Raw genomic sequence first — 14,037 nt, forward strand, 5'->3', positions numbered from 1 at the left:
CCTCGGCTCCCCTTCAGCCTGCGAGCGCGGCCAGCATCTCGCCCGATGCCTGTTCTTCCGTCACCCATTTCAGCATGCGGCGGACCGGTTCGATCGCGTCCTGCCGTTCCATATTATGCTGCATCGTCGCAGCGCCGCCCAGCGACACGATCCGCTGCGCGCCTTGGAAGGCGAGGCGGTCGCGCAGCTCGTCCTTGAGGCTTTCGGGAAAGATGCCGATCGTCTGGGTATAGGCGTTGACCGCGCTGACGGCCGTTTCCCGGCTGTCGATCGGCACGATATTGCCCACCCGGCAGGCGAGCGTGCGGGAGAAATCGACCGGATATTCTTCCTGGCTGACGATGACCGCGCCTTCGTTGGCGCGGCCGCCAAAGATGCGATAATCCTCGTCATTGAGACGGATGCCGTCGATCTCGGCCTTGAGCGCGCCGTCGAAAGCCTTGTGCGGCGTGCTCAGATGATCGGGCAGGCGTTGGAGCGCGTCGAAGGTCATCTGCCCCAATCGGTTGGCCCGCTCCAGCCCGACGTCGTCCGTGCCGCATTCGACATAGATGACGCGCGCGGACACGCAGCCTTCCTGATTCTGCGCGCCGATGTCGAGCGCCAGACGGCGCGCCACCTGCCCCAGCGTCGCGTCATCGGCGAAGGCCTCGCGACCGATGATCGTTCCCGACAGCTTGGGATCCTGAGTAATAAGGTCGATCCCTGGTTGCAGATAGCGGGTGATATGCTTGACCGAATCGAACCCGCCCCAGGCGACGATCTTTTCGACTCCGCGCGGATCGTAGATCGCCGATTCCACCTGATCGTCGCCGCCCTTCCAATAGGCGACGGAGACATGTTTCGACAGCGGATGGTCGGGGTCCATCTCGACCATGGTTCGCACCAGCGCAGCGGCCGTCAGCGGATCGTTGGACGGCAACTTGATGATCGCGTCCGACCGGGTCAGCGCATTGCGGATCACCGTCAGGATCGACACGATGGGCGCATTTCCGGCGATGACATGGACCGTCCGCGCGCCGAAGGCGCGGGTGCGGGCGGTCAGGCCCGGAAATCTGCCGGCCCCCTGATCGACCCAGCCTTCCAGATAATCGACGCCGCAGGAGCGTTCCATCATCCGGCGCATTTCGGTGCGATCGAAGGCCGCGCCGATATGCTGGAAATGGACGCGCAATATGCTCTCGGACAGGCCGGAGGTCTGGCAGGACAGGCGAAACGCTTCCTGCAAATGCCGGTTCTGACCGAAATCGAGCCGCTGACCCAGGGCGACGAGGAAATCGAGTATCTCGTCAAAGCTCAGCGCATAGAGGTCGGCCATGGCCGAAGGGGTGCGCAGCGGCAGGCGCGCCACATGTTTGGCAATGTCGGGCGCAGAGAAACTAACGCCGCCCCGGCGGCCGCCATAGTCGACCTCGGTATCATCGATAATCTGGCCCCGGATGATCAGGGGCACGCGGAATGGATCGGTCATGGTTCTACTCACATCGACAGTTCGGCAAGAAATTCGAGGGCGCGGTCATGCGCTTCGGGGGCGCCGGCACACACGATGCGGTCATCGCCGCCTTCCTGCTCGCTGTAGCGGCGCACCGGCGGAATGACGTACGGCCCGGTGCGACCGCAGGCGCAGGGCTTTTCCCAGCCGGCCAGCGTGATCTCGTCCCCCGTCACCAGCCCGGCCCAATAGGTGTTGGGCATCAGGTCGAACGAGGCATAGCGGCCGGTCAGGCCATCCTTGCGCGGCAGGGGCTTTCCGGTCGCCGGATCGAGCAGGAACGGGATCTGGATGGGTGGGACGTGATAATGGCCATGCTCGCACATCATCGACAGACCCATCTGCTCTGATGTGGCGTACATTTCATAGATGGTGTCGAAACCCAGAAATTCGATCACGCGCTCGCGCCAGTCGTCGGGTAGTTCCTTGCCCTTCTTGCCGCCCCCGGTCAGCAGCACGCTGCCCTTGCCGAAGACGTTCTTGATGCCGCGTTTCAGCCCCTCCTCCGCCCAGTCGTAGAGGATGGCCCACATCGCCGTCACATAGACGTCGCGTCCACCGAAGCGCCGCTGCGCCTCGCTGAAGAAATGCTTGAGGTCGTCGGGCCGGCGGCGCTCCAGTTCCAGCAGCGCCTCCCGCCGTTCCAGCAGGACCGGCGGAATGTCGATCATGCCGGCCTCGCCCCGCGCCTCCGCCGCGCGCAGGCGACCGCCCAGCGAGGCGATGTCCGCGCTGAACCGGGCGTTGGGGTAGAGGAACAGGGTGTTTTCCTCGCCCTTGGCATAGAGGTCGACCTGGATGCCGTTGCCGCGCTGCATCGCAGCAGCGCCGTAGCGATAGCCCGGAATGATGATCGGCATCCCGTCCTTCACGATGTCCGGACCGCGGTCCGGCCACCAGTCGCGGATGATGACCCCCGAATGGACGATGGTTTCACGCCACTGCTTCTTGCTGCGAGGGACGAAGCTCAGCTTGCCGGTGGTGCCGGACGTATGCTGGACGGTCAGGTCGGTTTGCGCGTCGAGCAGGTCGACCCAGTCGTCGATCGTCTCGATACCGCTGGCATCGACGTGGGAAATGTCGCTGGTCGTCAGGCCCGCGAGCCATTTGGTCAGCTTGTCGAAGCGGCTCCGTTCCAGATAGCTGATCGGATAGGATTTATAGACGGTGTGGGGAAACAGCAGCGGCGCCAGATCGTCGATCGTCTCGATCGCGTCGATGCCCTGCTCGCGCGCCAACTTGTCCAGCACGGACAGGCCGGGCCGCAACTCGGCAAAGCGCTTGCGCGCGCCTTCCAGATGCAGCCGGTCGATCTCCTCGCGACTGAGCGTGAAGGCCTGCGCATAGGGCGCGTCGTGGAAACTGGTGGGATCGGCGATCAGTCGATCGAGATAGCTGCTCATAAGAAAATCCGTCCTTCTTGATGGGACGGATTGTGGCGGCGGCGGGGCGTTCCCCGCAATGCCGATGCCTACAGCCGGAACGCCCAAACATCGTCAGGCGGACATGAAGCGCGATGCTTCACATCATATCGGATCGGCCATCCAACGCAGAACTGGTTCAGCGCGATGCACCACGCTCTTCGCGATATTCGCGCGGCGTCATGCCGGTCGCCTTCCGGAACGCCGCCGAGAAAGCGGCAGCGCTTTGGAAGCCGCAATTGCCGGCGATCACCTTGATCATCGCCTCGCCACGGACAAGCAGGTCTTGCGCACGCGCGATCCGGCGGCTGGCAATATAGTCGGTCAAGGTGATGCCAGTGGTGGCCCGGAAAGTCCGGATCAAGTGACGCGGGCTGGTGCGGATTTCGGCGGCCAGATCGGCCACCGAAAGCATTTCGGCCAGATCGGCCTCTATTTTATCCTTGATGCGACGCAAGCGCCAGCCGGGCATCTGTCCATGTACGCTGCGGTCATCATATTGGGCTTGGCGAAAATGCCGGCATAGTTCGACGACGAGCATCAGTGCCATGCTTTCGAGCAATATATCCTGTCCAAAGCCTGGATTGCGCAATTCCTCCACCAGCCGGGCAAGGCCTTGGCGCACCCGACCGATCTGAACATCCTGACATGCCGCCAGATCGGCGACGCTGTCATCCTCGAATAATTGCATCGCCCGGTCGTTTTCAAATGTCAGGCACAGCAGGCTGTGCTCACCCGGTTCGCTCAGGGTCGCAAATGCGCCACCCTTGGGCAGAAAGACGACATCGCCTGGCGGATCCGCCAGTTGGCGTTCGCTGTTGAAGAACCGAGCGCTGGGACAGCGCGGGCCGATGGAAAAATCCAGATAGTAGGAATCGGGTCGAAAAACCGATCGGCTGCTCTGGGTCCATCCGAAGTGACGGATATCAGCGAAAATACCGTTCGTATGGAACCGCCGTTCGACATGGAAATGCGACGCAGTGTGCGGGGCACAGAGCGGCAGACCAAGGTCGGCTTCAAGTCGCATCCTCAACCTCCTCGCCATCGATCGAATCTTGGCTCGATCCTAAAGCGCAGGACCATTATTTCCCTGTAGATCGCGAATGGCAAGTCAGTGCCGATCATGATCATGCACATCGGCGACAACCCATCGGCTTGCCAATGCAAACAGGCCGGCGGCCAGGATGAAGAAGCAGGATCCCAGGCTGAGCGATAGGCGCAGCCCCTGTGCGCTTGCCGCCTCACAGGCCGCGACGGCCCGCTTGGCGCATTCGGCCAGGCTGAGGCCTGCCGACACCCGGGCACTTTCCCCCAATATGTCGCTGGCAAGACCGATCAGCGGCGGACCCAATCCATAGCCCAATATGGAACTGGTAGCGATAATCACGGCGGAGGCCATGGCGCGCATATGCGGCGGCGCCACATCCTGTCCGTGCGCATACATGGCTGGCATGTAGAAATGCTGCCCCATGGATCCGAGCACCATCAACGCCACCGCAAGGCCAACTGTCGGAATTTGAAAAGCGGCGGCATATAGCGCGCCGCACCAGAGCAAGCCGAAGGAAGGCAGCCAAGCCTTGATCCGCGGGTAGCGACGCGCACCCAGGTCCATCATCGGGCCGCCCAACAGCGTGAAAACGATGCCGACGCCGCCGATCACAAGCCCCATCAGCACCGACGCATTGGCCAGGGACAGACCGTGCCCGCGCATGAGGAAGGACACCATATATTGTTGATTGGCATAGCTGCCGATCCCGGCGACGCCCCCCGCAACGGCCACCAGAGCAAAGCTGCGCCGGGCCAGCAACTGGCGGACGGTGGCGATGAAAGACGCGGCATGGTGCGATCGGGGCTGGCTGCGCGGCGGTTCCGGCACGGTGGCGCGGAACAGCAGAGCCATGACGATGCCGGCCATTCCGCAGATGAGGAAAGCCGTGCGCCAACCATAAGCGGCGATCAAAGCGCCCCCGCCCACCGCTGCGACGATGGCGCCGAAGGGGCCGGCGACCGCGAAGATGGCGATGGCGGTAGTTCGACGTTGCGCGGGGAATGCGTCGGAGATGAGCGAATGCGAGGCCGGCGTGCATCCCGCTTCGCCAATGCTGACGGCGGCTCGCCCGACGAGCATCTGGACGAAATTGGCTGCAATTCCGCAAAAGGCCGTCATGGCGCTCCACAATGTCAGCGAAATGGCGATGATCCCCACCCGGCGACCGCGGTCCGCCGCGCGCGCGATCGGGAAACTGAAGACCGTGTAGAGTATGGCGAATGCGGGTCCACCAATCAGGCCGAGCTGAAAATCGCTGAGATGGAGATCGACCTTGATCATTTCCTGGGCGACCGAGAAGAGCAGTCGATCAATATAGTTGAGGCAGTTGAGCAGAAACAGCGCGACAATCGTCCACGATAGCAACGATCGCCCATCGGCAGAAAGCGATGCGTCGTCCGGCATCGGTTGCGGACCTGCATCCACTATTGACGGATTGTGCATCACTCATCCTATTTCATTTTTATCGACTGTGACGAAGGCTATGCCAACAGCGCATCCCATGCCCCCGCCACGACTATCGCCGGGACGACAGATGTCGCGCAGGAGACATATTCCTTCCCCTATGCCTCCCCCGTCTATTCCCCGAATATTGCACAACAAACACAGGCAAAGCGGACGATTGACGATGATCGCAGCCCCCAGCCCGCTATTTCAGTCTGCGGGCCGCCGTTTGGCAAAATCGCGTAACGCAGCACCCCACCATGACCCTGTCGAGCAGTGTCTTACAGGCAGCGACGCCGTTTCCCGCCATATCGATTCCCGCAATATTCGCCCAGGTCGCGCATATCCTTCGCTGCTGCCGCAGCCTGGTGTTGATCGCAGGGAAATTCCTTTTCGCGCGCCTCGACGCGCTCGCACAATTCCTCGATATCGCATCGTGAAAGAATGTTCTTTTCGCGCAAATAGCAGACTAGGCTCTGCAATATGATCAAAGCCTTGTCGCCGCTCTCCACCGATTGACTGATTTCCATTTTTCGACCCTCGACCTTGAAATACGACATAACTGCCCGTCTCTTGAACGGGCAGTTATGCAGCAAATCAACGACGGAACCCCTGACGAAAGATAGGATCTTTCACGCAGGCCGTATCAGGCCAATGGGTGAAGTGGGCGACGCCACCTCACCCATCCCCTATGTCAGAAGCGATAGGAAACCGTTGCGCCCCATGTACGCGGCGCTGCGGTAAAGCCGATCGCGGTGCCGAAGGTGCCATACCCATTGAATATGGCGTTGTAATATTTCTCCTGTGTCAGGTTGCGGCCCCAAAGGGTGAACTCCATTCCGCTGTCGAGCTTGAAATTCACGCTTCCGTTCAACACACCATAGGCCTTGATCCGACTGAAGCTGTTCTGCGTATCGATGAAGCTGATCGCCGCCGCACGTTCCGCCGCGTCGTTGACTCCGTCGTTGAGCGCTGGCGTCGTCAAATCCGCGGTGGCATAGTCCTGGTAGACAGCAGATGTGTAGGCATAGTCGGCATGTAGCGCGATTTCGCCCCCTTTCACCGGGAAGCGCTGCGTTGCGCCGATATTCCATGTCCATCGTGGCGCGCGCGGAACGACCTCGCCGCTCCGATCCACCGTGCCGCCCAGGCCCGCCGCAGTGAATGATCCCGCAGCATATTTCGCCTTCAGCCAGGACAAGGCGCCACTTAATTCCATGCCCTGCCACGGAATGAGCGTGCCTTCAAACTCGACACCATAAGCCTTCACATCGCCTGCATTCTGAACGAACTGGGTCAGATTGGCGCCAACCAGCGCATTGACGACATTCTGGGCGCCGTTCCGCCAAATATAGAAGCCCGCGAAATTGGTCCGCAGATGACGATCGAAGAAATCGCCCTTGAAGCCGATCTCGGCGTCCTTCACCTTTTCCGGCGCGAAGGAACTGGCGTCGGGCGGGGTCGGGCGCGAATTGAGACCGCCAGCCAGTGCGGCGCCACCCGTCTTTGCATAGATGAGCTTGCCGTCGCCCAACTCATAGTCGATGCTGGCGAGCCAGGCGGGATAATCAAATTTGGCAGTGACGGGATCAACGCAATTGGGACCGGGGGCGACCAAATTCGCATTGGCACCCACGGCGCATAGTCCCGTAGCGGGCAGTGTGACCAACTGGCCGTTGGAGAGAAACGAACCAGAAAAACCAGGAATTCCGCCGATATAACCCATGCGGTTGATCGAACGCTTGTCCCAGGTATAGCGGAAGCCGCCGGTCGCGCGCAACCGTTCGGTCAGGCTGTAGTTGACCTGCGCGAACAAGGCCTTCGATTCCGATTTGTACGTGGCCAGGTTGGTATTGGCCGGGGCAAGGTTGAAGCCGAAATCGGTATCCTGGAAGACGAGCGACTGGGACTGCTCATCGCCCATTTCCTTGAAATAGAAACCGCCGAAAATGAATTCCAATTTCCCGAGGTTGCCGGAGAATTGCAGTTCCTCGCTACGCTGCTTTTGTGAATAGTCGCTCGCATAGGATGCGATCTTGGCAGGCGTGCCGTCAAGATCGGTACCATCCCCGGTGTCCGCCTCGCGATAGGCCGTTATCGATTTGATCTTAACGTCGCCCAGATCATATTCGATGGTCGCACGGACACCCCATGTCTTGTTATAATTATAGGGCGTATCGATGTTGGCATTGCCCGTGTTGGGATCATTATAGGTTCTATAGAAGCGGCTCTTGCTCTGGAGGAAGCTAGCAATGTCGAATTGGCCGGAATAGAGTGCCAAGGCCGGTCCTGTCGGATTGATACCGCGCAGAGCGACATTATTGTACGTATCCTTGATATTGGCATAGTCGGCCGACAGGGATACAGTCATCGGGATCGCCGACGGCTCCCAGTTCAGCGTGCCACGGGCCGCGATGTCGTGATCGATACGAGCCGCATCAACCCCTCTTATGGGGTTGTCGCCAAAGCCCTTGCCCCTCTCGCCATAGCGCCCCGCCAAGCGCAGGGACAATTCGTCGCCCGAAATCGGCAGGGTCAGCGCGGATTCGATCGACCAGCTTTCATAGTTGCCGATACGTCCCGTGACATAGCCGCCGAAATTGCCGTCCGGCTGCACGGTCGTCATGTTCAGAGCGCCACCCGTCGTATTGCGTCCGAACAAGGTTCCCTGGGTTCCGCGCAAGACCTCGACCGAAGCCAGATCGAGGAGCCCGAGATTTCCGGCGATGGGTCGCCCATAATAGACGCCATCGACATAAATGCCGACGGCAGGATCGGAGAATGAATTGGGGCTATTTTGCGCATTGCCGCGGATGGCGAGATATATCAGCGATGCGTTGCCGGTGCCGCCGGATTGCACCGACAAACCCGGCGCCGCGCGGCCCACATCCGCCACTTCGACAATCTGCCGTTCCAGCAGCGCGGTCGGATCGAGCGCCGTGACCGCCACGGGGACAGTCTGAAGATTTTCCGACGTGCGGCGAGCCGTCACGATGATATCGCGAACACCGCTATTGTCATCACTGCTCGCACTTTGCTCGACTGCTTCTGCCGCATGGCTTGCGCCTGCGCCACCGACACCCAACGCCGTGCCAGCCAGCAAGATTGCGCGAAATATTTTGATCATTTTATCCCCTCCACTATTAATATTATTAAATAACGGAATTTGATTTTGTTATTATGGTTTCCGATATTATTTTTGTTTATGATTTTAATAGAAGAAATACTGTATATTCATGAGATATTTATCAACCAGTACCGAAAATGCGATCTTAATAACTAGATCATCACGATATCAGGCAGTATATTAAACACCCTCCTGTTTTGCATTTTCCGGGCATTTATAATCACCAATTTTATCGTTTCATGCGGGGAGGACACATATCGTTGGATAGGTATCCTGACCCGGGGACCCACGCTTTTACCCCCGTAGCAAAGGCTCCATCGGCACCAGAACAAGATGATCGGCAGGCGCATCGGGACCCGCGATCACCAGGCACTGCCGCAGCATCCGTCGATGAAAGAAGCGTGTCAGGGCAGCGTCGTCGGCGGGCACGCTCTTTTCGATGAAGCGCATCAATGCGGCTTCACCCTCGGCGGCATCGACATGGACCGTACCCAGTAGCGCCTCGATATCCTTGCCATCCTCTTCTCGCAGCCAATCGCGGTAGCGCAACTGGTTGCGGAGATAGTGAGGGATCGAAGCAAGGATATTGCGTTGCCAGTTCTGTAGCGAGCCGCTTTCGGGCAGGCGTTCGATCTCCGCCTGCAATTTATCAAGTGCCAGATCATTCTGGTCCGCCGCGGCGGGCAGCGGAAGCGCGATGTCGTCGAGGGACACGCCCAATATTTCGGCCAACGCTTCCATGCATCGCCGTCCTATCATCGACACTTGTACCGCTGCCTCGACCCAGTCGCCGCCGCGCCCCTTTTCGTGCACCCCAAACAGGGGACCGTAAATGGCTTCGGCCAGGAAGGACACGGTATGATAGGCGATCGCGTCAAAATCGAGCGGCACGCCGATCGCCGTTTCATAATGGCGGAACAGGGCGGCGACGTCGCCCATATTCTCGATCGGGTGACGGCCCCTGAAACAGGCCAGATCGCGCATGGGATCCGCCAGATGACCGATTTCCACGTCCAATATGCCGGTGACCTGGGCGCCCTCCGAAAGAAACTGGCCGCAGTCGCCCGTGACGAAGGAAATGGATTCCCGATGTCGGGGATAGTTGCGACGCAGCCAGCGTGCGCAAAATTCCAGCAGCGGATCGGTGATGCCCTGCTCGGCCGTCATGGCATGGAAGCGTTCGAAATTATGCAGGGCGATCTCGCGCGCGCCCTGCGGCAAATGGGCTCCGCCTTCAACGAAAGCCTGGCTTGGCAAGCGGTGGATGTCTGCCAATATCTCCATATAGCGCAGCGATGCGGCCCATCGATCGTCGGTCATGACCGACGCGCTTTCGATCGCCTGCTGGACCAGGCCGGGATCCCGCCCGCCTTCTATCCATTCCATCACGATGGTGTTGGGCTGGTCGCACATGCCCAATATGGCGGGTATGGGAATGCCATTTTCATGCAGCGCGCGCTGCATGCGCATTTCATACACGAGCGGATAGGGATGGGTCGGCCAGGTGCGATCGCCCTTCAGCAGAAAATCACGCTTCACGCCATTTTGCTGTGCCGTAGCGCGCCATACCGGACGCCAGCGCCGTTGCTTTTCGAGCTTGACCTCGGAACAACCCAGCCCATCCTCAAGCCATCGGCTGAGTTGTTCGCGGCTTTCCGCCTGATCCTGATCGGCTTCGGTCTGCGCCATCGACAGTCCTCCCTATCATTTTTCTATTCATTGCGATCGGTGCGTCACCGCCCCATCCCCAGGCAGGTTAGCCGTATCGACGGGAGGGAACCGACGCACCGCTCTCATTCTTGCTGTCAGTCGCCGAACCGATAGCGGACCTCCACGCCATAGGTGCGCGGCGCGCCGTAGAATCCGCTGAAGATCCCGAGCGCCGCCGATCCGACATTGCTCGACGCCAGATATTTCTTGTCGAACAGATTACGTACGAAGAAACTGACATCCGCCTTGCTGCCACCGACGCCATTCAGGTCCAGCCGTCCATTGACCAGGTCATAAGCGGGCAGCACCTGGTCGGAAGAGCGCACCTTGCTGGAATGATAATAGTCCAGGCTAAACACGGTTTCCGCCAGCGAGGGCGGCACCGGCAACGTCCAGCGCGCGCTGGCCGTGACCGTCGTCTTCGCGACCAGATTGAACGGCACTTTGAGCGCTGCAAGATAGGATTGGAGATCGGCAGGCACCGTCAGCGAGCGCGACTTGAGGTCGAGGAAGGTCGCACCGGCGTTGAAGGACAATGTCGACGTCGGCTGGATGCGGGTCGAAAGGTCGATACCCGCGACCCGGGTCTTGCCCGCATTGACCAGCAGCGTCCCGCCGCTCGGATCATTGCTGGCGTCGCAATCGCCGTCCGGTGATTTCGGCGGATTGGTTCCGCCCGGCGTAGTCGTACTGCAACTCGCCTGCGTATTGAGGCCCGAAATGGGCACCTGCACATTATTGTACCAGCCGACAAAGGGCGACGCATTGAACTGCAATTTGACGTCGCCCATGGTGAAGTCGGAGCGGATACCGACCTCTACATCCGTCACCTTTTCCGGCGCGAACGACTGGAACGGCGTGAGCCGCCCGGCCAGCGTCGGGCTGTTGATCCCGCCCGCACGATAGCCCCGGCGCGTCACCGCATAGAGGAAGATCGCATCCGACGCCTTCCAGTCGACGCCTGCCTGCCAGGTCAGCGCCTTGGACGAGGTCTTGTTGACGCTCGAATTGCGGATGGTTGCCGCGCCGTCCGCGCATTCTTCCGGCGAAACGACGGGCTGGTTGTTCAGGCCGCCGCCGACGCAGGCCTCGATCTTGTCCCAGGTATGGCGCACGCCCAGATTGACGTGCAGCCCGTCCGCAATCTCATAATTGACATTGCCGAACAGCGCCCGGCTCTTTTCGCTGTAGAAGCTGTAGTTGAACCGCGCGTCCGTGATGCCGGGCAGGATGAAGACGGGGATGTAGGTGCCAGACGGCCCGAGCGGCTTGCTGTCCAGATAGAAGGCGCCGACCAGCCAGTCTAGGCGATTGCCGAGCGCCGACCCCTTCAACTGCACTTCGTCGCTGATCTGCCGGACGTCGGATGTCTGGCGCCCGCCCACAATCGTCACCGGAAGCCCGGCAGGAATCGCGCCGCTGCCATCGGCGATCAAGGTAGGCAGCCCATCCACGCTGGAATAATAGTCGACCTTGGTGCGCCGATAGCCGAAGATATTGACGAAGGTGATGTCGTCGGACAGATCGAACTCGGTCCGGTTGGTGATGCCAAAACGCTTGACCTTTTCAAACGCGTCGACGTCCGAATTGATCACGCGCGGCCCGCGCGCGCGCTGCAAGGCCAGTTGCGCCAGAGCCGCCGCCGCCGTGCCCGTCGCCGTCAGCCCGTTGGGACCGGGCAGCACATTCGTCAACACCGACGCGCCGCCGACTGCATCATTATGGTAATAATCGACGATGAGCGTGTTGCGGAACGCGGCGCTCGGCTCGAACAGGATAGACCCGCGGATCGCTTGCGAATTGAGGTCGTCGGGGTCGCCGCCGATGCCGATATTCTTGGTCCAGCCATCGCGCTTCTGGATCTGGCCGGCGATGCGGATGGCCAGCGTGTCGGACATCAGCGGTATATTGACGGCGGCTTCCAGCAGCCGGGCGTCGTAATTGCCGTAGGACGCCTTGGCATATCCCCCCAGCTTATAGTCCGGCGCCTTCGGATAATACAGGATCGCGCCGCCAGTGGTGTTACGGCCGAACAGCGTCCCCTGCGGCCCCTTGAGCACTTGAACGGACGAGAGATCATAGGTCGGAATGCTGGACCCGACCGTAGGAGACGGCACTTCGGCGAAATAGCTGATGACGCCGGGCGCGCTGTTGCCGGCCAGCGCCTTGGACTGGCCACGAATGGAGAAATTGCTGTTCTCGCGCCCGCCCGAACCCGCCAGGAATACGCCCGGCGTCTTGATCAGCAGATCCTGCGTATCGCGGATATTGGCCTGCCGCAGCGAATCCGCGCCGAACGCCACGACAGAAACCGGCGTCTCCTGGATATTCTCGGCAGTGCGGCGCGCCGTCACCACGATGTCGCTGCTGTCCACCTCTTGCGGCGCGGCGGGGGATGATTGCGCCAAAGCCACCTGGGACGTCGTCAGCAACAGCCCCAAGGGCAGGATGAAACCGGATATCTTCATTCTTCGTCTCCCTGATGGCCAGATATGACCTTTGTCTTTGAGAGCCGGTCTGTTGCCGGCCTTTCCTGTTCATGGGATCGAGGATGGATGGCCGTCGCCCCGCGCCGCGTGCCAATTTCCGTCGATCGCGTTTTCGCGGCGGCTGAATATGCCGGTCTGCCTGCGCACTATGTCGCCATCCCCTCCGCATTCCCCCGATGGATCGGGTGTGCGGCGGATAAGACGCCAATCCGCGCCTTCAATTACCTGTCGAAAGGAGGGTCCGATGGCGGTTCATGCCGATATCCACCGGATGACGTACGGTCGGGAAAGGCTGACGGCCCATGGGAGAGGAAGAGATGACCCATTTTGCAAGCGGACTGTTGATGCCCGAAGGGCCGATCGCGCAGCCCGATGGAGGCCTGATATTGGTCGAGGTACTGGGCGGACGACTGTCGCGCTTGGGACCGGACGGCGTGCGCTCCACCATAGCCAATCTGGGCGGCGGCCCGAACGGAGCGGCGATCGGGCCTGACGGGCGAATCTATGTCTGCAACAATGGCGGCTTCGACAAGCTGATCCTGCCCGACGGCGGCCTTATGCCGATCGAGGCCCCTCTCGACACGCCCCCCGGCGCGATCCAGGTCGTCGATCCCGCCAGCGGTGCTTTTGAAACTCTGTACGCCTCCACCGACGCGACTCCTTTCTGGGGACCGAACGATCTCGTGTTCGATGAAGCGGGCGGCTTCTGGTTCACCGATTTCGGCAGGGATCGCGGCGCGGCGCGCATGCGTGGCGGGCTCTATTATGCCAAGGCCGACGGGTCGGAGATTCGGCGCGCTGCCGGACCGTTGGATGGGGCGAACGGCGTCGGCCTCTCGCCCGATGGACGCACCCTATACGTCGCACTCACCTATGAAGCGCATCTGCTGCGCTATCGATTGTCGGCGCCCGGCGTGATCGACACGACGGCGTCTCCGACCCCGGACGGACACAGCATCGTCGGGCGGGCCGGGCCCGGTCAATTTCTCGACAGCCTGGCCGTAGACAGCGCCGGTCGCATATGCTGCGCCTCGCCCGGCCAAGGCGCTATATTGATCTTCCCGCCCGAGGGGGGAACGCCTCTGCAGATCGAGACCGGGGATTTCCTCACGACCAACATCTGCTTTGGCGGCAAGGACGGGCGGGTGGCCTTCGTCACGTTGGGCAGTTCCGGGAAGGTCATATGCATCGATTGGGACGTACCCGGCCTGCCTCTGGCATTCGGCTGACGCCCATCGTCGACAGCACCACCCTGCCCGCCGACAGGTCAAGCAGACAGCCATTGCTGTTCCATCGCGCCATGCCCC

Annotated in this window: 9 protein-coding genes; 1 reads left to right on the forward strand and 8 read right to left on the reverse strand. The window is 60.8% G+C overall.

Going from position 1 to position 14,037, the window contains the following annotated elements; genetic code table 11:
• Positions 1-13: 13 nt before the first annotated feature.
• The 8 genes from ACFOKF_RS24855 to ACFOKF_RS24890 all read right to left on the reverse strand — a co-directional run bounded on the left by ACFOKF_RS24855 (position 14) and on the right by ACFOKF_RS24890 (position 12,709).
• Positions 14-1,471, reverse strand: coding sequence for an acyl-CoA reductase (locus tag ACFOKF_RS24855; protein ID WP_380799239.1), 1,458 nt, complete (start codon positions 1,469-1,471; stop codon positions 14-16).
• Positions 1,472-1,479: 8 nt separating this feature from the next.
• Complete coding sequence (locus ACFOKF_RS24860; RefSeq protein WP_380799240.1) at positions 1,480-2,895, reverse strand: hypothetical protein; 1,416 nt, start codon at positions 2,893-2,895, stop codon at positions 1,480-1,482.
• Between the two features lie 157 nt (positions 2,896-3,052).
• Entirely contained in the window at positions 3,053-3,940 is an 888-nt protein-coding gene (locus ACFOKF_RS24865; protein ID WP_099232259.1) for a helix-turn-helix domain-containing protein, read from the reverse strand.
• Between the two features lie 84 nt (positions 3,941-4,024).
• The gene (locus ACFOKF_RS24870; protein ID WP_380799241.1) at positions 4,025-5,404 is read right to left on the reverse strand and encodes a spinster family MFS transporter; all 1,380 of its coding nucleotides are present in this window, start codon (positions 5,402-5,404) and stop codon (positions 4,025-4,027) included.
• Between the two features lie 281 nt (positions 5,405-5,685).
• Positions 5,686-5,964 carry a hypothetical protein gene (locus ACFOKF_RS24875; RefSeq protein ID WP_449325402.1) on the reverse strand — a complete coding sequence of 93 codons (279 nt, stop codon included), beginning with the start codon at positions 5,962-5,964 and terminating at the stop codon, positions 5,686-5,688.
• A gap of 134 nt (positions 5,965-6,098) precedes the next feature.
• Complete coding sequence (locus tag ACFOKF_RS24880; RefSeq protein ID WP_380799242.1) at positions 6,099-8,531, reverse strand: TonB-dependent receptor; 2,433 nt, start codon at positions 8,529-8,531, stop codon at positions 6,099-6,101.
• A 294-nt stretch (positions 8,532-8,825) separates the two neighbouring features.
• Positions 8,826-10,220, reverse strand: a complete 1,395-nt coding sequence (locus ACFOKF_RS24885) for a phosphotransferase (protein WP_380799243.1) — start codon at positions 10,218-10,220, stop codon at positions 8,826-8,828.
• Positions 10,221-10,336: 116 nt separating this feature from the next.
• A complete protein-coding gene (locus tag ACFOKF_RS24890; protein ID WP_380799244.1) occupies positions 10,337-12,709 on the reverse strand; it encodes a TonB-dependent receptor in 2,373 nt (790 codons plus the stop codon).
• 338 nt (positions 12,710-13,047) lie between these two features.
• Here ACFOKF_RS24890 and ACFOKF_RS24895 point away from each other — a divergent pair, with 338 nt between their 5' ends.
• Positions 13,048-13,959 (forward strand): SMP-30/gluconolactonase/LRE family protein, encoded by a 912-nt coding sequence (locus tag ACFOKF_RS24895; protein WP_380799245.1) that lies wholly within the window; start codon positions 13,048-13,050, stop codon positions 13,957-13,959.
• The last annotated feature ends 78 nt before the right edge of the window (positions 13,960-14,037 follow it).

It is taken from the genome of Sphingobium rhizovicinum (assembly GCF_042647625.1).
Taxonomy (GTDB): Bacteria; Pseudomonadota; Alphaproteobacteria; order Sphingomonadales; family Sphingomonadaceae; genus Sphingobium; species Sphingobium rhizovicinum.

Coding starts and splice junctions, on each gene's coding strand:
- ACFOKF_RS24855 (WP_380799239.1), bottom strand. CDS start 1,471: ATGACCGATCCATTCCGCGTGCCCCTGATCATCCGGGGCCAGATTATC.
- ACFOKF_RS24860 (WP_380799240.1), bottom strand. CDS start 2,895: ATGAGCAGCTATCTCGATCGACTGATCGCCGATCCCACCAGTTTCCAC.
- ACFOKF_RS24865 (WP_099232259.1), bottom strand. CDS start 3,940: ATGCGACTTGAAGCCGACCTTGGTCTGCCGCTCTGTGCCCCGCACACT.
- ACFOKF_RS24870 (WP_380799241.1), bottom strand. CDS start 5,404: ATGCACAATCCGTCAATAGTGGATGCAGGTCCGCAACCGATGCCGGAC.
- ACFOKF_RS24875 (WP_449325402.1), bottom strand. CDS start 5,964: ATGTCGTATTTCAAGGTCGAGGGTCGAAAAATGGAAATCAGTCAATCG.
- ACFOKF_RS24880 (WP_380799242.1), bottom strand. CDS start 8,531: ATGATCAAAATATTTCGCGCAATCTTGCTGGCTGGCACGGCGTTGGGT.
- ACFOKF_RS24885 (WP_380799243.1), bottom strand. CDS start 10,220: ATGGCGCAGACCGAAGCCGATCAGGATCAGGCGGAAAGCCGCGAACAA.
- ACFOKF_RS24890 (WP_380799244.1), bottom strand. CDS start 12,709: ATGAAGATATCCGGTTTCATCCTGCCCTTGGGGCTGTTGCTGACGACG.
- ACFOKF_RS24895 (WP_380799245.1), top strand. CDS start 13,048: ATGACCCATTTTGCAAGCGGACTGTTGATGCCCGAAGGGCCGATCGCG.